Source organism: Rhodococcus sp. 66b, assembly GCF_002076325.1.
Lineage (GTDB): Bacteria > Actinomycetota > Actinomycetes > Mycobacteriales > Mycobacteriaceae > Rhodococcus_F > Rhodococcus_F erythropolis.
Genome location: NZ_MUZB01000002.1, coordinates 39,821 through 60,877, shown reverse-complemented (window position 1 = coordinate 60,877; position 21,057 = coordinate 39,821). Strand labels below are relative to the sequence as shown.

General features: G+C 62.3%; 22 protein-coding genes and 2 pseudogenes. 15 read left to right on the top strand and 9 right to left on the bottom strand.

Going from position 1 to position 21,057, the window contains the following annotated elements; all coding sequences use genetic code 11:
- The first annotated feature begins 63 nt into the window (after positions 1-63).
- From B0E55_RS03245 to B0E55_RS03235, 3 genes are all read left to right on the top strand, one after another.
- Entirely contained in the window at positions 64-801 is a 738-nt protein-coding gene (locus tag B0E55_RS03245) for an AzlC family ABC transporter permease (protein ID WP_020970518.1), read from the top strand.
- Positions 794-1,123 carry a branched-chain amino acid transporter permease gene (locus B0E55_RS03240; protein WP_003940007.1) on the top strand — a complete coding sequence of 110 codons (330 nt, stop codon included), beginning with the start codon at positions 794-796 and terminating at the stop codon, positions 1,121-1,123. The genes B0E55_RS03245 and B0E55_RS03240 overlap by 8 nt, the downstream gene beginning before the upstream one ends.
- Positions 1,124-1,263: 140 nt before the next feature.
- Positions 1,264-2,409, top strand: coding sequence for a HoxN/HupN/NixA family nickel/cobalt transporter (locus B0E55_RS03235; protein WP_080909091.1), 1,146 nt, complete (start codon positions 1,264-1,266; stop codon positions 2,407-2,409).
- A gap of 21 nt (positions 2,410-2,430) precedes the next feature.
- Here the strand turns inward: B0E55_RS03235 and B0E55_RS03230 are convergent, their stop codons facing one another.
- The 3 genes from B0E55_RS03230 to B0E55_RS03220 form a co-directional block, all read right to left on the bottom strand.
- A complete protein-coding gene (locus tag B0E55_RS03230; RefSeq protein WP_080909090.1) occupies positions 2,431-2,799 on the bottom strand; it encodes a hypothetical protein in 369 nt (122 codons plus the stop codon).
- 299 nt (positions 2,800-3,098) lie between these two features.
- Positions 3,099-4,094 carry a type I glyceraldehyde-3-phosphate dehydrogenase gene (gap, locus tag B0E55_RS03225; protein ID WP_080909089.1) on the bottom strand — a complete coding sequence of 332 codons (996 nt, stop codon included), beginning with the start codon at positions 4,092-4,094 and terminating at the stop codon, positions 3,099-3,101.
- Between the two features lie 22 nt (positions 4,095-4,116).
- Positions 4,117-4,695 (bottom strand): TetR/AcrR family transcriptional regulator, encoded by a 579-nt coding sequence (locus B0E55_RS03220; RefSeq protein WP_080909088.1) that lies wholly within the window; start codon positions 4,693-4,695, stop codon positions 4,117-4,119.
- 129 nt (positions 4,696-4,824) lie between these two features.
- Between B0E55_RS03220 and B0E55_RS03215 the strand changes: the two genes are divergently transcribed.
- Both B0E55_RS03215 and B0E55_RS03210 read left to right on the top strand, forming a co-directional pair.
- Complete coding sequence (locus B0E55_RS03215) at positions 4,825-5,409, top strand: hypothetical protein (RefSeq protein WP_080909252.1); 585 nt, start codon at positions 4,825-4,827, stop codon at positions 5,407-5,409.
- A gap of 191 nt (positions 5,410-5,600) precedes the next feature.
- Entirely contained in the window at positions 5,601-5,828 is a 228-nt protein-coding gene (locus B0E55_RS03210) for a hypothetical protein (RefSeq protein WP_020970523.1), read from the top strand.
- Positions 5,829-5,922: 94 nt separating this feature from the next.
- Here B0E55_RS03210 and B0E55_RS03205 read toward each other — a convergent pair whose 3' ends face one another.
- Positions 5,923-6,339 carry a DUF7144 family membrane protein gene (locus B0E55_RS03205; protein WP_080909087.1) on the bottom strand — a complete coding sequence of 139 codons (417 nt, stop codon included), beginning with the start codon at positions 6,337-6,339 and terminating at the stop codon, positions 5,923-5,925.
- 147 nt (positions 6,340-6,486) lie between these two features.
- Between B0E55_RS03205 and B0E55_RS03200 the strand changes: the two genes are divergently transcribed.
- Positions 6,487-7,119, top strand: coding sequence for an alpha-ketoglutarate-dependent dioxygenase AlkB (locus B0E55_RS03200; RefSeq protein WP_029256052.1), 633 nt, complete (start codon positions 6,487-6,489; stop codon positions 7,117-7,119).
- On the opposite strand, the gene B0E55_RS32115 is transcribed toward B0E55_RS03200, so the two are convergent.
- The 4 genes and pseudogenes from B0E55_RS32115 to B0E55_RS03190 all read right to left on the bottom strand — a co-directional run bounded on the left by B0E55_RS32115 (position 7,112) and on the right by B0E55_RS03190 (position 9,473).
- Positions 7,112-7,579, bottom strand: coding sequence for a class I adenylate-forming enzyme family protein (locus B0E55_RS32115; RefSeq protein WP_338013643.1), 468 nt, complete (start codon positions 7,577-7,579; stop codon positions 7,112-7,114). The two genes, B0E55_RS03200 and B0E55_RS32115, sit on opposite strands and share 8 nt — an antisense overlap.
- 24 nt (positions 7,580-7,603) lie before the next feature.
- Positions 7,604-7,765: pseudogene (locus tag B0E55_RS32530) on the bottom strand (AMP-binding protein); the annotation flags it as partial.
- A gap of 80 nt (positions 7,766-7,845) precedes the next feature.
- A pseudogene (locus B0E55_RS03195) lies at positions 7,846-8,565 on the bottom strand (AMP-binding protein); the annotation flags it as partial.
- 80 nt (positions 8,566-8,645) lie between these two features.
- Positions 8,646-9,473 carry a crotonase/enoyl-CoA hydratase family protein gene (locus tag B0E55_RS03190; RefSeq protein WP_019744984.1) on the bottom strand — a complete coding sequence of 276 codons (828 nt, stop codon included), beginning with the start codon at positions 9,471-9,473 and terminating at the stop codon, positions 8,646-8,648.
- 105 nt (positions 9,474-9,578) lie between these two features.
- On the opposite strand from B0E55_RS03190, the gene B0E55_RS03185 reads away from it, so the two are divergent.
- Positions 9,579-10,352, top strand: a complete 774-nt coding sequence (locus B0E55_RS03185; protein WP_080909086.1) for a hypothetical protein — start codon at positions 9,579-9,581, stop codon at positions 10,350-10,352.
- A 22-nt stretch (positions 10,353-10,374) separates the two neighbouring features.
- Here the strand turns inward: B0E55_RS03185 and B0E55_RS03180 are convergent, their stop codons facing one another.
- Positions 10,375-11,067 (bottom strand): SDR family NAD(P)-dependent oxidoreductase, encoded by a 693-nt coding sequence (locus B0E55_RS03180; RefSeq protein ID WP_080909251.1) that lies wholly within the window; start codon positions 11,065-11,067, stop codon positions 10,375-10,377.
- A gap of 134 nt (positions 11,068-11,201) precedes the next feature.
- Here B0E55_RS03180 and B0E55_RS03175 point away from each other — a divergent pair, with 134 nt between their 5' ends.
- The 8 genes from B0E55_RS03175 (at position 11,202) to B0E55_RS03140 (ending at position 21,016) form a co-directional block, all read left to right on the top strand.
- Positions 11,202-12,119: a LysR family transcriptional regulator gene (locus B0E55_RS03175; RefSeq protein WP_047889918.1), complete on the top strand. Its 918-nt coding sequence runs from the start codon at positions 11,202-11,204 to the stop codon at positions 12,117-12,119.
- A 139-nt stretch (positions 12,120-12,258) separates the two neighbouring features.
- On the top strand, positions 12,259-13,635 hold the full coding sequence (locus B0E55_RS03170; RefSeq protein ID WP_021345319.1) for an MFS transporter: 1,377 nt from the start codon (positions 12,259-12,261) through the stop codon (positions 13,633-13,635).
- A 63-nt stretch (positions 13,636-13,698) separates the two neighbouring features.
- On the top strand, positions 13,699-14,580 hold the full coding sequence (locus B0E55_RS03165; protein WP_080909250.1) for a shikimate dehydrogenase: 882 nt from the start codon (positions 13,699-13,701) through the stop codon (positions 14,578-14,580).
- A gap of 44 nt (positions 14,581-14,624) precedes the next feature.
- Complete coding sequence (locus tag B0E55_RS03160) at positions 14,625-16,577, top strand: oxidoreductase (RefSeq protein WP_198538392.1); 1,953 nt, start codon at positions 14,625-14,627, stop codon at positions 16,575-16,577.
- Complete coding sequence (locus tag B0E55_RS03155) at positions 16,574-17,398, top strand: aldo/keto reductase (RefSeq protein ID WP_080909084.1); 825 nt, start codon at positions 16,574-16,576, stop codon at positions 17,396-17,398. The genes B0E55_RS03160 and B0E55_RS03155 overlap by 4 nt, the downstream gene beginning before the upstream one ends.
- On the top strand, positions 17,398-18,492 hold the full coding sequence (locus B0E55_RS03150) for a Gfo/Idh/MocA family protein (protein ID WP_080909083.1): 1,095 nt from the start codon (positions 17,398-17,400) through the stop codon (positions 18,490-18,492). The genes B0E55_RS03155 and B0E55_RS03150 overlap by 1 nt, the downstream gene beginning before the upstream one ends.
- A complete protein-coding gene (locus tag B0E55_RS03145; protein WP_080909082.1) occupies positions 18,489-20,216 on the top strand; it encodes an FAD-dependent oxidoreductase in 1,728 nt (575 codons plus the stop codon). The genes B0E55_RS03150 and B0E55_RS03145 overlap by 4 nt, the downstream gene beginning before the upstream one ends.
- Positions 20,213-21,016 (top strand): sugar phosphate isomerase/epimerase family protein, encoded by an 804-nt coding sequence (locus tag B0E55_RS03140; RefSeq protein WP_080909081.1) that lies wholly within the window; start codon positions 20,213-20,215, stop codon positions 21,014-21,016. Before B0E55_RS03145 ends, B0E55_RS03140 begins: the two co-directional genes overlap by 4 nt.
- Positions 21,017-21,057 lie beyond the last annotated feature (41 nt).

Below are 21,057 nucleotides of genomic sequence, written 5' to 3'. Positions count from 1 at the left end.
ACTGTTCAATATGTGGGCATTCTGAGCAATCGATCACCTCGATCTTTGTTATAGATTTGCGTCGTGATCGAACCAGCTTCGTCGACGGCCGCGCCTGCCGTCGAACTCTCGCCGCGAACCCCGGCGTGGCGGCACGCCTTCCAACTGTCGCTGCCGGTCGGATTCGGCCTGCTCCCACTCGGGATAGCCCTGGGCGTTCTTGTGGTCCAACAGGGCCTCAACCCTTGGTGGGCAGTCGCTTTCACCTCGCTGATCTACGCCGGATCGCTGGAGTTTCTCGCCGTCGGAATGGTCGCGGCCATGACACCACTGCCGTACGTCGCTCTGACCGCACTGCTGGTCAACTTTCGACATGTGTTCTACGCCTTGAGTTTTCCGCTGGAAAAGATTCGCAACCCCTTCGCCCGCTTCTACAGCATGTTCGCGCTGACCGACGAGGCCTATGCGATGTCGGTAACTGCCGATCCCAAGGCACTCACCGGACGCGTCATCGTCTACTCCCAGCTGTACCTCCACGGCTACTGGATCGGTGGCGCGATCCTGGGCGCGACGGCAGGACAGTGGATTCCGGACTCGATAGTCGGTCTCGACTTCGCTCTGACCGCACTGTTCGTCGTCCTCTCGATCGAGGCAATTCGCGCACAAAACGGATTCGCGGTGCCGGTCGCTGCGGTCACCTGCGCTCTGGTCGCCCGGCTCGCAGCCCCGGATCACATGCTGCCAATTGCAATGGGCGCCTTCGTGCTCTTCCTGATCGGCCGCTTTGTCTACGACTCACGAAAGGCGAAGATCGATGCCTGACACCTCGTACATCTTTGCGGCGGTCGCAGTCATGGCCGTGGTCACCTTCGCGCTGCGCGCAATCCCCTTCGCCGCGCTCATGCCGCTGCGCTCCTCCGCCCTGGTCGGCTACCTCGGCATCTACATGCCGGCCGGCGTCATGCTGATCCTCGTGATGTATTCACTCAAAGGGGTGTCGATCACCGCCCCGTCTCACGGCCTCCCCGAACTGATTGCAGTGTGTGCCACAATCGCCGCGCACCTGTGGCGAAAGAATGCCGTCCTGAGCATCGTTGTCGGAACGACGATCTACGTTGCGCTGGTCAATACCGTGTTTGCCTGAGCAATTCCCATCCGGGAGCAAAGCAGCTTTACTCCCGTATGGGTGATTTGTAACCTCCAGGCGCTTATCTGAACAGTTGAACACTTATACGATTTCAGTAGGGTGGCCGCCGGCCGCGACTGAAAGATCGGTGAGGTTCGATGTCCACGACAATGACCACGACGGGCACCCGAATCGCCGGCGCTTGGCACAGTCTGGATCGAGGCCAGCGTCGAAGCATCATCGGAATGACCGTCACCGTCGTTGCACTCAACGTCGTCGGGTGGGCAGTTCTTCTCGGTCTGGTTGTCCCCGGCCACTACACGATCGAAGGCAGTGTCTTCGGCATCGGACTCGGTGTCACGGCGTACACGCTCGGCATGCGCCATGCTTTCGACGCCGATCACATCGCCGCCATCGACAACACCACTCGGAAGTTGGTGGCGGACGGCAAGAAACCGATGTCCGTCGGTTTCTGGTTTTCACTCGGACACTCCACCATCGTCTTTGTTCTCGTCGCACTTCTGGCGTTGGGTGTGCGGCAACTTGCCACCAGCCTTTCCGACGACAACTCCGATCTGGAAAAGTGGACCGGCTTGTTCGGCACAACCATTTCCGGAACGTTCCTGATCTTGATCGGCCTCCTGAATCTTTTCTCTCTCATCGGGATTCATCGGGTGTACACGAAGTACAAGGCCGGAACCTTCGACGAGGAACAACTCGAGAAAGAACTCGACAGCCGCGGCGCCCTCAACAAGATCCTGGGCCCGGTGATGAAGATGGTTCGCAAGCCCGGGCACATGTACCCGGTCGGTCTGCTGTTCGGACTGGGATTCGACACCGTCACCGAAGTGGGACTGTTGGTGATCGCCGGCGGCGCTGCAGCGACAGGGCTCCCGTGGTATTCGATCCTCGTTCTACCGATACTCTTCTGCGCCGGGATGTCTCTGTTCGACTCGATCGACGGATCGTTCATGAACTTCGCTTACGGTTGGGCATTTGCCCAGCCAGTACGAAAGATCTACTACAACATGGTGATTACCGGACTCTCGGTGGCAGTGGCACTGCTGATCGGGACCCAGGAAATCATCTCGATCTTCACCGACAAACTCGACATCCACGACGGGATTCTCGGCGCCATCGGGAACTTGGATCTCGGCGCGATGGGCTTCATCATCGTCGGACTCTTCGTCGTCACATGGATGATCGCCCTCCTCGTGTGGCGGTACGGCCGCATCGAAGAACGGTTGCAAGCGCAGTCCGGTGCAGCAGTAGCACGACGAGCGACAGCAGACGAAGCGATGTGAGTTCGACTCGGTCACGCAGAATCATGGGCCACCCGAAAGCGAATAGCTGATGTACGTCTCGCCCCATTTCAGGTACGCGCTCGACGTCGCCTGGCCGCGGATCTGGTCGTTCTGCCACTGGTAGACAGCGCGCCACGGAAATACGGAACTCACTTGTTCCAAGGCGTACTGCTCACGGTGGCCTTGCGCGTATCGCTGTTCGAGGTCTTCACGAGTGCGCGGCGGGAAATTACTGATCAGATAGGTCCGGCCGAGAGACTCGATGCGTCCTGGCGGCGCAAAGACATCAGCGCTGCGATAAGTGAAGGCCGCATACAGGTAGGCCGCCACCACAATCGTTGCCAGCGCTACCGCGCCGATCTTGAATGCACGTCGAAGCAGGGTCGGCATGGCTCACAGTACAACGACTGCGTCCCGATCTGATGCGGGTCGGCGGCAGCCGCACCTCCCGATTTCCTCGAGCCCAGACCACCTTCCGACTAGTACGGTGAGATCACCGGCAACCGATCTACGGCAACGATGGCGGACTCGCTCGACAACCCAGCGCCCTCTGCCACAGGTGAGGGCACATCGCGGCCAATCATTGCGGGCACCACGCACCAGTGCGGTCCATACGAGGGTCCCCCATGGGAAATCAGTTTCCGTCGCACAGCCTCCACGACCGAAGCCTTCCGCCCTGCGTCTGGTCTCTATGAGCCGACGCGCTGCGAGAGCTCGACGAGCCGGTTCGAGAATCCCCATTCGTTGTCGTACCAGGCGAAAACCTTCACTTGTTCGCCGACGACCTGTGTGAGGGGCGCATCGAAGATTGCCGAGTGGGGATTGCCGACTATGTCGGCAGAGACAAGTGGCGCCTCCGAATAGGCAAGGTAAGACGAGAGTTCGGGAGTCTGCGATGCGACGCGAAACGCTTCGTTGATCTCCACGACAGTCGCCGGTCGTGAGAGATGGGCAGTGAGGTCGGTGATAGAACCGACTGGCACGGGGACGCGCAGCGAGAGTCCGGTCAATTTTCCGTCCAACTCTGGGATGATCCGCCCGATGGTGGCGGCGGCGCCGGAGGAAGTCGGGATCGTAGACAATGCCGCGGCGCGGGCGCGCCGGAGATCGCTGTGAGGAGCATCGTGGAGGCGCTGGTCGCTGGTGTAGGCGTGGATCGTCGTCATCAGTCCGGACTCGATGCCGAACGCCTCGTGCAGCACCTTAACCATCGGTGCGAGGCAGTTGGTCGTGCAGGATCCGTTCGAGAATACGTCCTCCGACATGTCGAGGACGTCGTCGTTTACTCCGAGTACAACTGCAGAGACATCACTGTCGGCGGGAGCCGAAATGATCACCTTTCGCGCTCCCGCTGTCAGGTGTTGGCGAGCGTTGACCGAGTCCGTGAATCGGCCGGTCGACTCTATGACGACATCGACGCGTTCGGCTCTCCAGGGGATGAGGGACGGCTCGCGCTCAGAGGTAACGCGAATGCGCTTTCCTGCAACGAGAATCGCGTCCCCGTCGACCTCGACGCCGTCCAGATGACCGGACACCGAGTCCCACTCCAGGAGCGAAGCGAGGGTTGCGGCGTCGGCGATGTCGTTGATCGCGACGATCTCGACATCCGCATCGCTGCGTAGCGCAGCCCGCAGGTAGCTGCGACCGATGCGGCCGAAGCCGTTGATTCCGATACGAACGGACATTGATTTCTCTTTCTCGAGTTGGTCAGTGATCGGTGCGCAGAGCGGACTGGGCGGCGTCGAGCAGGGAAATGGCTCCACGAACCGCCGCGTCCATCGGGCCCTGTTCACCCTGCGCGCGGGCAAGTACATAGCCGCCCTGCAGGACGGCTGCCAGCGTTCGCGCGAGATCCGCCGGGACGATGCTCGTCGGAAGTTCTCCTGCAGCAATCGCGGCAGTGATCGCCCGCTCCCAATGGTTCAGCATGGTGTCGAAGGCGTTCGCAACGACTGCGATCAGTTCTGCATCCGTGACCACTTCCGGGTCCTGGGTCATCCGACCCACCCGGCACCCCCGAGTACCCGGCCGCGGCAATGAGAGGTAGCGCTTCATCTGTTCGAGGGGCGAGCCTTCTCCACCCAACGGAGATGACTCGCCCGTCATTTCTCGGGTAACTGCAGACAGCGCCTGTACCGCGAGTTCGTGCTTTCCACTGAAATGGTGATACATGCTGCCCTGGCCAACCCCGGCACGTGTCATCACGTCGCGTGGGCTCGTCGCTGCATAGCCGCGCTCCCACAACAGCTCTGCCATCGCACCCGTCAGCTGGTCCTTTGAGTTCACCAATCGACTGTAACAACTAGTATGTACAACCTCAACGTAGGTTCGACCAACAGGCCGGCCGGGCGATTGTGCGGTGATCGACCAGAGCATCGTTGCCGTTCTGGACGTGGCATCTGCAAGACTCCTGAAATGAAGCACGTCGGGCGCGAGGCAGCGGCACTGCTCAACGGGGCCGGGATCGAACTCAGCGAGGGCCTGACCGACGCAGAGTTCGATTCCGTCCACGAACGCTTTGGATTTCACTTCAACCCAGACCACCGCAGCCTTCTTGCCACTGCGTTACCACTTGGCGACCGTTGGCCGAACTGGCGTAGCGCCGACGACCTCGAGTTGGGTACTTGGCTAGATACAGTCACCGAAGGTTTCATTTGGGATGCACTGCATCAACAACCACCGTTCTGGCCGGCATCGTGGGGCAGAATGCCCGCCTCACCCGAGGACGTCACCACAATCGTGCGTCAACAGATCGGAGCGTGGCCGCGCCTTGTCCCGATCTTCGCTCACCGCTTCACGCCCGCCGCACCCTCCCCCTCGGGATCGCCGGTGATCTCCGTGTGGCAGACCGACATCGTCTACTACGGGGCAAACCTCCTCGAATATCTCGCCAATGAGTTCCCCCTCGGACAGGGCCGAAAGACACTCTCTCCCATTAGCGTCCGCGTACCGTTATGGTCCCGATTCATCGAGGCGGCCAACCGCGCGGAATCGATCTGACCGGCCAAAGGTCCTGTTCTGCCTGCCAATAGTTTCGCAGACGAATTTCGCGGGTATTGATCACTTGCGGCGGCGATTTCCAGAGCGAGGGGTCAGCCGCGCAAGGTCTGCCCCCGGCTGTCACTCGCCGGGTGGCGGGCCGCCAAAACCAGCGGGCCGCCGAAAACAATCTGTGCCAGGCGATGATTTCGATGCAAACGACACGACTCGACACCATCCTGATTCTGATCGTCGGGACGGCAATCGGACTGAGCGTCTGGCTGGCCACGCAGGAACCATTCGCGTCGATCGGACTCGGAATCGCAACGGTGGTGATCTGCTGGATCTCTTGCTCGATGATCCACGGCTTCCCACACCGATCGACGAAGGACATGCGTCCGCGCGAGAACCAGGATCGCGAGTCACCGAAACGGCGCTGACGCCGCGTAGGGATGAGGCCAACCGTGGAGGCCCGGACACAGCGAAGTGAGTGGTTCACCTGTCGCAGGTGAACCACTCACTTCGGTCAGAGGATTACACCTCGTCAGGTCGCCAGGACGCGACGGCCCAGATCACAGCGACGTCGAGGGCGATGATCACGATCGACCACAGCGGGTAGTACGGCATCCACAGGAAATTCGCCACGATCGAGAGCGCCGCGATCACAAAGGCCATGCCGCGGGCCCACGTCATGCCGACGAACAATCCCAGCGACACCGCGATGCCGATGATTCCGAGCACGATGTGGATCCAACCCCATGTCGTGACATCGAATTCGAAGGTGTAGTTGACTCCGACGATCAGCAGGTCGTTGTCTGCGAGAGCCGCGATGCCCTGGAGCAACGCGACGATTCCCGCGACGAAGAGCAGGCAGGCTGCCGCCACCGTGGTCCCGATGGCAAAGCCTTGTCGGACAGGATGGTTCGCATGAGATTGGTGCGGAGCAGTCATGACGTCCCCTTCTTCGGCGAAATAGCGTGAGAACAGTATTCAAAGGTTCACGCCGACGGACATCACCCAGCAAGGATGAACAGCCGTCCAGCACTGCAATCAAAATTCATGGGAACATATGTTCGATTTCGGTGTACGGTGGAGCCTATGACCGCCACGATGCAACCGTCTCTGTTCGACAACGGTGACCTCGGCGTTTCTTTGGCCGATCTCGACGGCACGGTGCAGCGACGCATTCTCACCGCCGGCGCATGGGTCGACCATCGCCCGGCCTGGCTGACCGGATCGGAGGCCGTGTTCGACAATCTGGAGGCTACGGTGCCGTGGCGTTCCGAACGGCGTCAGATGTACGACCGCGTTGTCGACGTCCCTCGTCTGGTGTGTTTCTACGCAGAGAATCAACCACTGCCGGACGCACTTCTCACCGAAGCCAAAGACGCGCTGAGCAGTCACTACTTCGACGAACTCGGTGAACCATTCGCCACGTCGGGTCTGTGTTTCTATCGCGACGGTTCCGACAGCGTTGCCTGGCACGGGGACGATACGGGACGAAGTCGCACCGAGGACACGATGGTGGCCATCCTGTCTCTCGGTGCGGCTCGCCCGCTCCTACTGCGCCCTCGTGGGGGCGGCGAATCCATCCGCTTCAATCTCGGACACGGAGATCTACTCGTCATGGGCGGATCCTGCCAACGCACGTGGGAACACTGTGTCCCGAAGAGTGCGCGGGCCCTCGGGCCGAGAATCAGCGTTCAATTCCGCACTCGCGGAGTTAGATAGCGTCGCGGAGTTCGTCTCGCAGCGCCTTCCGATTGAGCTTGCCGACGGCCGTCTTCGGTATGGATTCTGCGAAAACAACCCGACGCGGTTTCTTGTACGACGCCAGTCGTTCGCCAACGTGCGCGACCAATGATGCTTGCAGTGCGTCGTTTTCGACGGTCCCGTCCTCGAGTACCACCACAGCCGTGACCGCCTCCACCCACTTGGCGTCGGCGGTACCCACCACGGCGACCTCACGGACAGACGGATGCGTCAGGAGTGCATCCTCGACTTCACGGGGGTAGACGTTGTATCCGCCGCTGATGATCATGTCCGAAGCTCGGTCCTTCAAGAACAAGAATCCTTCGGCGTCGAACTGACCGATGTCACGGGTGTGAACCCAGCCGTCTTCGGTGAAGGTGTCCGCATTCAGTTCCGGTGCATTGAAGTATCCGGCGATCGCCGATGGCGAGCGGATCACGATTTCACCCGGTTCTCCCTGGGGCACTTCGTTTCCCTCGCCGTCGAGCAGCCTGATCTCGACGTCGATGGCGGGCTGACCACAGGACAGCAGGCGATCTTCCGTGTGATCTTCGGGCCGTAGGACTGCGATACACAGCGGTGCCTCGGTCTGCCCGTAGTACTGGAGAAAACGGTGTTGCCCCACGCCTGCATTGCACGTTCGATGGTGGCCAGCGGCATCGGCGACGCACCGTAGATCACGGATTTCAGACTCGAGATGTCTGCGCTCGCAAAATCAGGGCGTTCGAGGAGCATCTGAATCATCGTCGGCACCAGATTGATTGCCGTAGCCCGATGCTCGGTTATCGAGCCCAAGAAGGTCGACGGGTCGAATCCGGGAAGGATGACGGTCTTGCCGCCACGCAGCCAGAACGGAAGCACGAAGACACCGCTGGCATGAATCAGTGATGCCGCGTGCAGCATCGTATCGTCCTGAGTCGCCGGAAGCAGATTGAGCAGAACATTGCGGCAGATGCCGGCGTAGCTGCGCTGAGTGTGCTGCGCGGCCTTCAATGTTCCCGTGGTCCCGGAGGTGAACAGCGTCAGGATCACATCGTCGGGAGCTAACTCGACGTCCGGTGTGTCCGAAGGCATGCTCTGTGCTTGGTCGAGCAGCGAACGCTGCCGCGCCGAACCTGTTTCCAGCCCGATGAACGTACGTTCGGGGAACCTGGCGGACAGTTCAGCGGCGCGGTCGGCGAGGTCACTACCGAAGACGACGTGCGAGGTGTCGGTGTCCTCGAGCATTCTCGCGTGCTCGTCGAGCGAGAGACGCGAGTTGAGCGGAACCCTGTTGATGCCGGCTTTGACACAGGCAAAATCGACGGGGACGCTGGCAAGAGAGTTGTTGACCAGCAATGCAACCCGTGCACCACGCCCGATACCGAGGGCGATGAATGTGTGCGCCAATCGGCTGCTGAGTTCGTCCACTTCCGTGAACGTCATCGATCGATCGCCGAAAACGACGGCTGTTCGCGATCCGTGCTGTCGCGCACCACGGGCGATCAGGTCTCTGGTTATGGGCATCATGGTTCAGTTTCCTCGTTCGAATTCGGGTTGTTCTCGAACCGGCCGTGCCGGCCGGCGCCCGCGGCGAACGCAGCAGCGCCGCGCACACCTTCAGCGATGACAATGGGATTTCCCGCGACGCCCTCGGCCCGCAGTGCTTCGGCAAGTGGTAGATCAAAAGATCGGTAGGCCGACGCGCGATCCGCGAGCATGCAGAGTTGAGGGAAAGCGGACAACTGGTGCGCAAGCTCCTTGGCTGCCTGGAGTGACTGCCCCACTGGAACAACACGATTGGCCAGTCCGAAGGCCAGCGCCTCCGGAGCGTCGACCGGGCGACCGGTCAAGATCATGTCGAGCGCTCGCCCCTGCCCGACGATTCGCGGCAGTCGCACGGTCCCACCATCGATGAGAGGAACTCCCCAGCGCCGGCAGAAGACTCCGAACACGGAATCCTCCTCGCAGATCCTCAGGTCCGCGAGCAATGAAAGCTCGAGCCCTCCTGCAACCGCGTATCCGCTGACGGCGGCGATCAATGGCTTGGACAACACCAACCGACTCGGCCCCATCGGGCCGGTGCCGCCGCCTTCCGGATGCAACTCGTGCACGCGGGCGGGGTCAGAGACTGCGGTCAAATCCGCACCGGCACAAAATGTGCCGCCCGCGCCCCACAGAATCGCCACCTTCTGACTCTCGTCCGATTCGAACTCCAGGAAGGCATCACGCAACTGCGCCGCCATCGGCCCGTCCACCGCATTCTTGCGATCAGGGCGATTCATCACGATGACGGTGACGCCACCGTCACGCTCCACATAGACATCGCCACCTGGTCGATCGGAGTCGGTCACGATATTTCCTCACTGCTCGCGGCTAAGGTTTCCCGGTACCCACCATGCCACTTGTAACAGAATTTGTCAGGAGTTGTTCAAAAGTTGTTACAAACTGATCGAGGAATGTCCGCAACCCGAGTTGTGCTGGACCTCGCAACGGCGAGTCCGGACACCGAGTTCAGCACTGCAGTGCTGACCCGGGCCGGCGAGATCGTCGGTGTCAGCGCATCGAGCGTTCGCGTGGCAACGGGCCGCCTGTGCCGCGAGAACAAACTGCGTCGTACCGCTCGTGGAACGTACGTCCTCAACCCGGACGGCATCCCCACCTACAGCGAGGTCGAGGGGTGGCGAACTCGTACCGATCGCATACTCCCCTGGGACGGCACGTGGATAGCCGTCGAGCACTCAGCGCTCAAACGAAGCGACCGCACTGCCGCCCGAAGACACGATCAGGCGCTGCGCCTGGCGGGCTACGAGGAGTGGAAGCCCACACTCGCCGTCCGCCCGAACAATCTGCTCGGCGGCACGGACAGCGCCCGCCGCACTCTCCGCCGACTCGGCGCCGCCCCCGAATCGGCTGTCATGGAAATCGCTCACCTTGCCCCCGAGGATGATTCGACAATCCGCACACTCTGGAACTCGGAAGCACTGTTGGTCGACATCGCCGAGGCCCGTGAAGCACTCACACAGGCGCAAACACGCCTGGCGACAATCAGTCGCGAGGAGGCTGCCCGTGAATCACTTGCCTTGGGCAGCGCGGCGATCGCGGTCATCGTGCGCAATCCGCTCCTTCCGGAAGAACTCGAACCGACGCAGCCACTGCGTGAACTGATCTCGCACATGCTCGAGTACCAGGACGCATCTCGCGAACTGTGGCAGTCACTGCTCCAGTTCTGATCGACTTCTTCCAGAAGGTAATTCAGTACGTTGCGCGGCCACCGCTGGCGTCGTACACAGCACCCGTCGAGTAACTCACCGCCGACGACGACAGCCAGGAGATCAATTCGGCGATCTCGTCGGCCCGCCCCATCCGCGCCATCGGCGTCAAAGACTGCGAGCGGGCGAGGATGGCCGGATCGGTGCCGGCATTCATAGGACTTTCCACGGCCGCGGGAGCAATCGCGTTGACCAGCACACCGGTGGTGGCGACCTCTTTGCCGAGCGACTTCGTCAGCGCGACGACTGCCGCTTTGGACGCGGAATATGCACTCTGATTCGGGTTTCCGTCCTTGGCAGCAATACTCGCGAGATTGACGACCCTCCCCCACCCCGACGCAACCATCCCCGGCACGAACGCCCGGCACATCAGGAATGCCCCTTCGACGTTGATGCGGAACGTACGCTGCCAAGCCGCGAGGTCGACGTCGACGAGTGGCGCTGACGGCCCGACGATTCCCGCACTGTTGATCAAGATGTCGATTCTGCCGAGTCTGGTTCGAAGCGCATCGACTGCTGTCGGATCACTCACGTCGAGTTGTTCGTCCGCGCCTTCGGCAAGATCTGCCGTTACCACCCGAACTCCCTTCTCCGTCAACATCTTTGCACTGGCGGCGCCGATTCCGCTCGCACCGCCGGTAACGAGCGCGGTGACGCCCTCTGGATAGCCCTGCATCATCTTCACTCCCGAGTTTCTGTGCGCTACGCACTCAATTTATGTTGCATACAGGCATAATTGCCGTCACACTGTGTAGAAATTCTGAATATATGGCGTTTGTTGTCGACGTCAAATACCTGGAGGCCTAGCCGATGGAAACCCGCTGGTTGCACGCGTTTGTCGCGGTTGCGGAAGAACTTCACTTCGGGCGGGCCGCATCACGGCTCCAGATGGCTCAGTCGCCGCTCAGCCAGATGATCCGAAAGCTCGAAAAGGACATCGGCGTCAAGTTGTTCGAACGCAGCACTCGCAGCGTCGCACTCACGTCCGGCGGACATGCCTTTCTCCCCCACGCCTATCGCGTCATCGAGAACATGGAGACGGCACGACACGCTACGCGTGCGTCGTCGGGAGGCGTCTACGGACGAGTCACGATCGGGTTCACCGGAGTGCTCAACTATCAAGCACTTCCGCCGCTCACCCGCGCGTTGCGTCAGCGCTATCCGGAAGTCGAACTGACACTCCTCGGCCGAATCATGACGCGCGACGCGATCATTCAACTCGAGAGCGGCGCCCTCGACCTCGCCTTCGTCGGACTACCGGTGGAATCCGCATCACTGTCTACCCGACTGATCCGACGGGAGGCGTTCGGCGCCGTACTTCCGATCGACCATCCCCTTGCCGAGAGGGACGCGATCGATCTCCGCGAATTGGCCGACGACGGATTCGTGACCACCCCGCTCTCGGCCGGCTCGGCCCTCCAGGAAACCGCGATGCGCGCCTGCATGAACGCAGACTTCAGGCCTCGCGTCGTCCAGGAGATCACCGATCCGTACATGATCCTCATGCTCGTTGCCGCCGGCGTCGGTGTAGCGCTGATGACGTCCGGCATGGCTGCTATCACCCCACCTGGCAGTGTGTTCGTCCCACTCACCGGCGAGCCGACGTTCATGAACCACGGAATTGCCTGGTCACCCCGGCATATGACCGATGCACTCGCCGTCGCACTGGAGACGTCAGAGGAGATTCTGCCGACGCCGGAGATTGAGACCAAAAACGTCATTATCTGAGACTCATTTAGTGTTGGACGCGCCATAGTCCTTCGTGGCACTGTCGTCTCAGCCGCCGAAAGGTGAGGGACGTCACCGATGCGTGGTGCATCACCAAACGTGCCGCCACGGCCGGCCCATCGGGACGAAAGGACTTCACATGGCACCACCGATCACCTCCACCGGTTCCACGCACTCCACCGAAGAGCATCCGAATTCGAACGCGCGCCGCGCCGCCGTTTCGGGCTTCCTCGGCAGCACCCTCGAGTACTACGACTTCTTCATCTACGGCTCCGCAGCCGCGCTCGTGTTCCCCAAGATCTTCTTTCCTGGCGGCGGCTCGACGGCAACGCTGCTCTCGATCAGCACCCTGGGCGTGGCCTACGTCGCCCGCCCACTCGGCGCAGTGCTGTGGGGACACCTCGGCGATCGGTACGGACGCAAGAACGCGCTTCTCGCCTGCCTGCTCCTCATGGGTGTTGCGACGGTCATCGTCGGTTGCCTGCCGACCTACGACCAGATCGGCATCGCCGCGCCGATCATTCTCGTCTTGCTTCGCCTTCTTCAAGGGCTCTCTGCCGGCGGTGAATCACCCGGCTCTTCGGCACTGACGCTCGAACACGCACCTGATCACCGTCGTTCGTTCTTCACCTCGTTCACCATGAGCGGGATCATGTTCGGCATCGTCGTCTCCAGCCTGGTATTCATCCCAGTGGCGAGCCTGCCCGACGAAGACCTCTACTCGTGGGGTTGGCGAGTTCCCTTCTGGCTCAGCATCATCGTGACCGTCGTCGCGCTGTGGCTACGTCGCGCCCTGGATGAGCCCGAGGTATTCGAGGAACTCAAGGAACAGGACGAGACGGCCGGAATTCCCGTCGTCGAGATGTTCCGCTCGCACTGGCGCACCGTGATCCGTATCAGCATGAGCTCGACCTTCGCGATGATCAACACCATCGTCAACGTCTTCGCCCTGGCGTACGCCGTCGAATCCGGCTTCGAACGCTCCACGATGCTGTGGGCCATCGCGACCGCCAATTTTGTTGCCGTACTGACTCAGCCGCTGTTCGGCATTCTCTCGGATCGCTACGGACGTAAGCCCATCTTCGTCGTCGGCGCCATCGGAGCCGGCCTGATGATCTTCGTGTTCTTCCATTCGATCGGAACCCAAAGCGTCCCCATGGTCTTCGCTTCGGGAATCGTCATGATCGGAATCTTCTACGCGATGCCCAACGGCACGTACCCGGCATACTTCCCGGAGCAGTTCCCCGCGAAGGTCCGATACACCGGAATGGCCGTCAGCCTCATGCTCGGACTCCTTGTTGCCGGCTTCACGCCGGCTATCGCCCAGGCGATCTCGGCCGGAGACAAGAGCAACTGGACACCGGTTGCATGGATGTGCCTGGGCTTCGCCGTCATCTCCGCCATCGCGGCAATGACCGGACCGGAAACGTACCGCACGCCCACAGCAGAACTGGGCCAACCGAAGCCGAGCCTGCCGATCAAGCAGGACTCAGAGCTCACCAGCAACAACGCTTGACCGAACCGGCCCCTCGCGATGAATTGCCGCGAGGGGCCGTCCCCACTTATGCAGGAGAATGTCATGACTACCGAATACACACGTCACCGTATCGGCCTTGTCGGGTCGGGTATCGCCACCTCACTCTCGCCCGCGTTGCACGCACACGAAGCAGCAGCACTCGGACTCGACGATTACAGCTACGAACTGATCGATCTCGAGAACCTGAACATCTCGGTCGAGAAAACCGGTGAGGTGGTGCGTGGCGCCGTCGCGGGCGATTTCACCGGACTGAACATCACCTACCCGTGCAAGCAGGTTGTCGTGGACGCGCTCGACGAGCTGTCCGACAACGCGCGGTTGCTCGGTGCCGTCAACACGGTTGTGGTCGACAACGGCCGTTTGATCGGCCACAACACTGACCACAGCGGATTCCTCACAGCACTGCAGCGCGGTTTGCCCGACGCCGCCTTGGACCGAGTGGTGCTTGCCGGGGCAGGAGGGGCGGGTTCCGCTGTGGCATACGCACTCGCCGCCGCCGGCACCACGGATCTTCGCATCGCAGATATTGATCCCGATCGCGCTGCCGATGTGTGTTCTCGCGTCACCTCGGCCTTCCCTGCCACGCGCACAACGGCTTTGGCGATCGATGAGATCGCCGTCAACCTGACGACGTGTGACGGCGTCGTCAACGCATCTCCGATCGGCATGGTGGGTCACCCCGGAACTCCCTTCGACCCTGCGGCGTTGCATTCCGGATTGTGGGTCGCTGACATCGTTTATCGACCGATGCGCACCGAATTGCTCGACGCTGCAGCTGCTCGCGGATGCGCGGTTCTCGACGGTGGGCAGATGCTGGTGGCTCAAGCCTCTGACACCTTCACACTCCTGACCGGTGTCGAAGCCGATACGGATCGCATGCGCAGCCATCTGAGCGAGCTGCTCTCCGAGACGGCATGCGCATGAGCACAACCGAACACCTACTTTCTCGCGAAGTACCAGGAGCACTGATGAAGGTGACTGCGCCTTTCGCCGAACCTCTCGACATGGGCAGCGTCCGCCTCCGGAACCGGTTCGTGTCCGCCCCGATGGAACGCAACTACTGCGAAGTCGACGGCACCATGACGGACGAGTACATCGCGTACCTCGCCCGCCGCGCCGAAGGTGGTGCTGCACTGATCTTCACCGAAGCGAGCTACGTGCGTGCCGACGGCAAGGGACGCATCCGGCAGATGGGCGTCGACGTCGACGAACGGATTCCCGGCATCAAGAAGATGGCCGACGCGATCCACGCTCACGGCGCCCTCGTCGGAGTCGAACTCAACCACGGTGGACGTACGGCGCAAGGTTCTGTCAGCGGGTTTGTTCCCGTTGCCCCGACACCGATTCCGTGTTTGGTTGTCGGCGGCGAAATGCCAGAACAACTCGACGGCGACGACATCGAGCACATCATCGAATGCTTCGGTGAAGCTGCGGCGCGCTGCCAGCAGGCCGGCGTCGACGTCATCTCCCTGCACGGTGGCCACGGGTACTTGATCCACCAGTTCCTCTCCCCTGCTTACAATCACCGCGACGACGAGTGGGCCGACCCCACCTTGTTCGTCAACAAGGTCATCGCCTCCGTCCACGAGCATGCTCCGGGAATCACTCTGGGACTTCGATTCTCAGCCTTCGAAGGCATTGACGGCGGACTCGACGCCGAGACGACCCGCTCTCGCATCGACGCCATCGACACTGACCGACTCGATTTTCTCGACGTCTCGGCCGGCAACTACGAAGCGGGACAGTGGATCATCCAGCCCGGTGAATGGTCCCGCGGACTCCTCGCGCCGTACTCCGAGCAGTACCAGCGCGACTTCGACATCCCGGTGGGTGTGGCCGGACGCATCACGTCGCCGGAGATCGCCGCGCAAATCATCGAATCCGGTCAGGCGAACTTCGTCAGCATGGCCCGTACGTTGCACGCCGACCCGGACTTTCCGAATCGCGCTGTCGACGGTGGCCGCTACCGCCCCTGCATCGCCTGCAACTACTGCATCGACAGCCTGGCCGCCGGCCCCATTCCCTGTTCCGTCAACCCGTGGGTCGGACGTGAACTGGATCAGCCCACGAAGCCGGCTGATGCCACCGTACGCGTCGCCGTCATCGGTGCCGGTCCGTCCGGAATGGCCGCTGCCCGCGACCTCGCACTTGCCGGTCATCGCGTCGACCTGTACGACGAACGACCCAGCCTCGGTGGCGACTTCGCTCTGGCATCGAAGCTGCACGAATATCCCGAATACGGGCGTATCGTGGACTGGTACCTCGCGGAACTGGCCGAACTCGGGGTGCAGTGCCACACTTCGACCAGAGCTGACGCAGCATTGCTCGCAAACAGTGACTTCGACGCGATCGTCCTTGCTGCCGGGGGGCACGGTCCCGTGACTGACCTCCCCGGCGCGCAGACCCGAACCGTCCGTGACGTGCGCGAGTTCCTGGTTTCCGGAGATCCGACCCCCGAAGCAATCACCATTTTCGGCGCCGACCGCGAGGCTGCTGCCGTCGCAGACGATCTGCTCCAGAAGGGCACCCAGGTCGTCATGATCGGGCCGCAGGAAACCATCGCGCACGACGTCGGCCGACGCGGCAAGATCGTACTGCTGCCGCGCCTGGCCTCAAGTGAGAACCTCACGACCTACCTGAGCTCGATCGTCACCAAAGTCGACGCTAAGTCGGTCACGATCTCGACAGGCGGTGTACTGAGCGAAGTCGACGCCCCCGGCGAGCTGCTGATCTCACAGGGCGTCGAGCCGCGCTCGGAGCTTCTGACCGAACTCCGTTCACTGGCACCACGACTCGGGGTACATACCGTCGGAGACGCGAGCGGTGACGGCGGATCCATCCATGCCGCACTCGTGACCGCAGCCGACGTTGCCGTCACCATCACCGCCGCCGCTGCGGCCCGTCAGGAGGTTCACGCATGAGCGCACACACAGCCGCACCGGTGGCAACTGCGTTGCCACCCATCGGACTCGGAACCTGGCCACTGGTCGGTGCCGACGCCACGAAGTCGGTTCTCTCCGGCATCGAGGCCGGGTACCGCCTCATCGACACCGCCGCGATCTACGGCAACGAGGACGCCGTCGGCGTAGCGTTGGCGGAGTCTGCTCTACCGCGAGAAGAACTGTTTGTCACCACCAAACTTCGTGGAAACGACCAGGTTTCCGGTGACATCCGCGGAGCGCTCGAGCAGAGCCTGGAACGACTGGGACTGGATCAACTCGATCTGTTCCTGATCCACTGGCCGCTCCCGCGAATCGATCGTTACGTTGCGTCGTTCGAGGCGATGCTTGCCTGCCGCGACGCCGGACTGGTTCGGTACGTGGGTGTGTCGAACTTCCTGGAGCACCACGTGCGCCGCGTCGTCGCCGAAACCGGCGAGGCACCGGCAGTCAACCAGATTCAGATGGACCCGTCGCTCGCGCGAATTCCGGTGCGCCGCGTCAACGACGAACTCGGAATATTCACGCAGTCGTGGAGCCCGCTCGGCCGCGGGGATGTGCTCGACAACGCCGTTGTGAGTGAGATCGCCGGTCGAATGGGTTGCACCCCTGCGCAGGTGGTCCTTGCTTGGCATGTCGCGCAGGGTGTGGTTCCGGTCGCGCGATCAGCGAACCCGACGCGTCAGGCCGAGAACCTGGCAGCACTCGACGTGCCCCTCTCCGGCGAAGACATCGAAGCACTGAACAGTCTCGACCGCGGCGAGTCTGCGGCGCGGGACGTCGAAGCAGAGGAACATTTCTGATGACGTTGAAAGTCGGAATCGTCGGCTGCGGCAAGATCGCCGGCAACCATGCCCGAGCCCTGCAACAAGTCCCGGGCGTCGAGGTGATCGGCTGCTGCGATCCCGATCTCGGACGCGCCCAGGAGTTCGCGGCAGCGCACGGCATTCCCGCAGCCGTGAGTTCAGTGGAGCAACTTCTTGCCCTCGGACTCGACGCCTGCACCGTCTGCACGCCGCACCCGGTACATGAAGAGGTAGTCGTGGCCGCTGCCGAAGCGGGTGTACATGTGTTGTGCGAGAAGCCCATCGCGGTCGATGTTGCTGCCGCCGACCGCATGATCGAGGCCGCCGACCGCGCCGGTATCACGTTCGGGGTGCTCTTCCAACGTCGCTTCTGGCCGGCCGCGCGTCGGATCCGGGACGCCATCGACGACGGCCGGATCGGACTGCCCACGCTCGGCGAGGCGTCGGTGATCCTGCACCGCCCGTCGAGTTACTACTCGGCCGACGCGTGGCGCGGACGCTGGGACACCGACGGCGGTGGCGTGCTCATGACGCAGGCGGTGCACCAGATCGACATGCTGGCCTGGTTCATGGGCGAAGCCGTCTCGGTCAGCGGCTTCATCCGCACCCACACCCACGGTGAGCACATCGAGACCGAGGACAGTGCGTCAGCTGTAATTTCCTTTGCTTCGGGCGGCACCGCCACCGTCACCGCGACTACCGGTGCCGATCACAATCTGGGCAACCGCGTGACAGTGATCGGGCGCACCGGCGCCATCGCCAGCGTCCTCGAATTTCCTGAAGGGCACGAGGGTGTCAACGAAATCTGGACCGTGCCCGGCGAAGTGGAGTTCCAGTCGCCGTACTCTGCCGACATCGACGCCAATCTCGATGTGGGAGCGGTCAATGCGGCACTGACCGACTTCCACACCCTGCAGGTTCAGGACTTCGCCGACGCGGTCCTGACCGGGCGCGAACCCGCCGTCACCGGACGAGACGCCCGCGCGTCACTTGCCATCATCGCCGCAATCTACGAATCGTCACGAACCGGGAAGGTTGTCGATCTGACATCGACACCGACCCTCGCAACAACGGCCAAGGAGCAGAAATGAGTAGCAGTACCCCCCTCACCTACGACGTAGTTGTCGTGGGCTCCGGCGCAGGCGGGCTTTCCACAGCAATTGCCGCAGCACATGGCGGCGCGTCGGTACTCGTTGTCGAGAAGGCCGACACCTGCGGCGGCGCAACGGCCTGGTCAGGCGGGTGGATGTGGACCCCGCGCAACATGTTTGCCATCGCCGACGGGGTTGTCGAGGATCGTTCGGCGCCGCGGGCATATCTGGAGAACCGACTCGGAGACAACTTCGACGCCGCCAAAGTGGATGCTCTTCTCGACGGCGCACCGGAGATGGTCGAGTTCTTCGAACGCAAGACTGCGCTGAAGTTTGTTCCCGGAGCCAAGATCGCCGACATTCACGGCGACACACCGGGAGCCGGCACGGGTCATCGTTCCGTCGGACCGAAACCGGTGAGCTTGCGAAAGCTCGGCCCCGACGTCGCGGCGCTGCTACGTCGACAGTTGTACGAGACGTCATTCCTCGGCATGGGCATCATGGCCGGCCCCGACCTGCAGGCATTCCTGCACTCGACTCGATCGCCAAAAGCATTTGTGCACTGTGGCGTTCGCGTGACAAAGCACATGTTCGATCTCGCCACCAAGCGCCGTGGCCAGCAACTCGTCAACGGCACTGCGCTTGTCGGCATGATGCTTCGCTCAGCGCTCGATCTCAGCGTCGAGATTCGGGTGAAAACGTCGGCAACATCGCTGCAGACTGACGATGACGGTCGCGTTGTCGGTGTCCGCCTCGAAGGTCCGGATGGTGCGTACTCGGTAACTGCCACGCGCGGCGTCGTACTGGCCACCGGCGGCTTCGCCCAGGACATCGACCGCCGACGTGAACTGTTCCCCCGTACCCCCACCGGAAACGAGCACTGGTCACTCACTCCGAAGACAACCACCGGCGACGGCATCACCCTCGGCGAATCCGTGGGTGGTCGCCTCGACCGCACTCTTGCCTCCCCCGTCGCGTACTGCCCCGTCTCCATCGTTCGCTACCGCAACGGCAAGGAAGGGGTGTTCCCGCACATCCTCGACCGCGGAAAGCCCGGTGTCATCGGAGTTCTCGCGAACGGCAAGCGTTTTGTCAACGAGGCACTCGGCTACCACGACTACACCCTCGCGATGGTCGAGCAGGTTCCCGAGGACGAAGAAGTGTGCTCGTGGTTGATTGCCGACCAGCAGTATGTGCGCTACCTCCCGCTGGGCATGGCCAAGCCCCTGCCGATCCCGATCCAGCCGTACCTGCGCTCGGGATACCTCACACGGGGTCGCACTGTTCGCGAACTGGCGGAGAAGATCGGCGTTGATCCGACGCAGTTGGAAAAGACAATCGAGGCATTCAATGTCGGGGCCGTGGCCGGTGAAGACCCCGAGTTCGGTCGCGGCACAACGCCGTTCAACCGGGGATCCGGCGATACCGCCAACCCCTGGCCGAACCCGTCGCTCGCACCCTTACAGAAGGGTCCGTACTACGCGGTGAAGGTGGTGCCGGGCAGTTTCGGTACCTTCGCCGGGCTTGTCACCGACTCGTCGTCGCAGGTTCTCGATGACAACGACCGCCCCATCGAGGGATTGCTCGCCGTCGGCGTCGATCAGGCCAGCGTGATGGGCGGGCACTACCCATCCGGCGGCATCAACCTCGGCCCGGCTATGACGTTCGGTTATCTGGCAGGCCGGGAACTGGCCGGAGCCAAGACAGTTGGAGCGCACGCATGACACTCTCACTAGGACTGGCAGCCCTCACGGTGCTCGATACCGCACCGATGCAGCACGTCGACTTGGCCGAAAAGCACGGCTTCGACACCATCGGTATCCGTCTGATGCCCGCGGCACCGGGCACTACGGCGTACCCCCTGCACGAGGACAAGCAGGGGTTGAACGAACTGGTGCGTCGACTAGGCGATTCACCCGTTGAGGTATTCGACCTCGAAATCATCCGCCTTGCAGCCGACTTCGACCCCGCCGACTATGTTCCGCTTCTCGAAGCGGGTGCACAGCTCGGAGCCAAAGCCGTTCTGGTGGGCGGCGACGATCGCGACCGCGCTCGGCTCACGGACTCCTATGCCCGCCTCGCTGAACTGTGCGCGAACTACGGCATCGTCGCCTCGCTCGAATTCATGCCGTGGACTGCGGTGCCCGATGCGCGTGCGGCCATCGAGATCGTCTCGGCGGCAGACGGTCCGGCTCGTAGTGTCCTGGTCGACGCACTCCACACCGACCGCTCGGCGACAACACTGGAGGATCTTGCGTCCATCCCGCGCGAGTGGCTTCACTACGCCCAGATGTGCGACGGTTCGATCCCCGCTCCCACCGATGACGCAGAGCTGATCCGTCACGCCCGCGAGGAGCGTCTGGTGCCCGGCACCGGCGGCATCGCCCTGGCCGACATCTGGTCGACCCTGCCTGCCGGACTGCCGGTCAGCATCGAATTGCCCAACGAGCCGCTGCGTCAGGCCGTCGGCACCGACGCCTGGCTGGAGCGCCTGGTCGAGGCCACGCGAGCAGTGTTGGCCTAGCGGCCCTGTGCGCGTTTAGCGAGTCCAGGCGCTCCCTAAAC

What these genes read in the sequence shown, in the direction of transcription:
- B0E55_RS03210 (WP_020970523.1), top strand. Translation starts at nt 5,601, where the DNA reads ATGCAAACGACACGACTCGACACCATCCTGATTCTGATCGTCGGGACG.
- B0E55_RS03165 (WP_080909250.1), top strand. Translation starts at nt 13,699, where the DNA reads ATGACTACCGAATACACACGTCACCGTATCGGCCTTGTCGGGTCGGGT.
- B0E55_RS03235 (WP_080909091.1), top strand. Translation starts at nt 1,264, where the DNA reads ATGTCCACGACAATGACCACGACGGGCACCCGAATCGCCGGCGCTTGG.
- B0E55_RS03215 (WP_080909252.1), top strand. Translation starts at nt 4,825, where the DNA reads ATGAAGCACGTCGGGCGCGAGGCAGCGGCACTGCTCAACGGGGCCGGG.
- B0E55_RS03155 (WP_080909084.1), top strand. Translation starts at nt 16,574, where the DNA reads ATGAGCGCACACACAGCCGCACCGGTGGCAACTGCGTTGCCACCCATC.
- B0E55_RS03140 (WP_080909081.1), top strand. Translation starts at nt 20,213, where the DNA reads ATGACACTCTCACTAGGACTGGCAGCCCTCACGGTGCTCGATACCGCA.
- B0E55_RS03205 (WP_080909087.1), bottom strand. Translation starts at nt 6,339, where the DNA reads ATGACTGCTCCGCACCAATCTCATGCGAACCATCCTGTCCGACAAGGC.
- B0E55_RS03170 (WP_021345319.1), top strand. Translation starts at nt 12,259, where the DNA reads ATGGCACCACCGATCACCTCCACCGGTTCCACGCACTCCACCGAAGAG.
- B0E55_RS03175 (WP_047889918.1), top strand. Translation starts at nt 11,202, where the DNA reads ATGGAAACCCGCTGGTTGCACGCGTTTGTCGCGGTTGCGGAAGAACTT.
- B0E55_RS03145 (WP_080909082.1), top strand. Translation starts at nt 18,489, where the DNA reads ATGAGTAGCAGTACCCCCCTCACCTACGACGTAGTTGTCGTGGGCTCC.
- B0E55_RS03200 (WP_029256052.1), top strand. Translation starts at nt 6,487, where the DNA reads ATGACCGCCACGATGCAACCGTCTCTGTTCGACAACGGTGACCTCGGC.
- B0E55_RS03230 (WP_080909090.1), bottom strand. Translation starts at nt 2,799, where the DNA reads ATGCCGACCCTGCTTCGACGTGCATTCAAGATCGGCGCGGTAGCGCTG.
- B0E55_RS03150 (WP_080909083.1), top strand. Translation starts at nt 17,398, where the DNA reads ATGACGTTGAAAGTCGGAATCGTCGGCTGCGGCAAGATCGCCGGCAAC.
- B0E55_RS03185 (WP_080909086.1), top strand. Translation starts at nt 9,579, where the DNA reads ATGTCCGCAACCCGAGTTGTGCTGGACCTCGCAACGGCGAGTCCGGAC.
- B0E55_RS03240 (WP_003940007.1), top strand. Translation starts at nt 794, where the DNA reads ATGCCTGACACCTCGTACATCTTTGCGGCGGTCGCAGTCATGGCCGTG.
- B0E55_RS03160 (WP_198538392.1), top strand. Translation starts at nt 14,625, where the DNA reads ATGAAGGTGACTGCGCCTTTCGCCGAACCTCTCGACATGGGCAGCGTC.
- gap (WP_080909089.1), bottom strand. Translation starts at nt 4,094, where the DNA reads ATGTCCGTTCGTATCGGAATCAACGGCTTCGGCCGCATCGGTCGCAGC.
- B0E55_RS03180 (WP_080909251.1), bottom strand. Translation starts at nt 11,067, where the DNA reads ATGCAGGGCTATCCAGAGGGCGTCACCGCGCTCGTTACCGGCGGTGCG.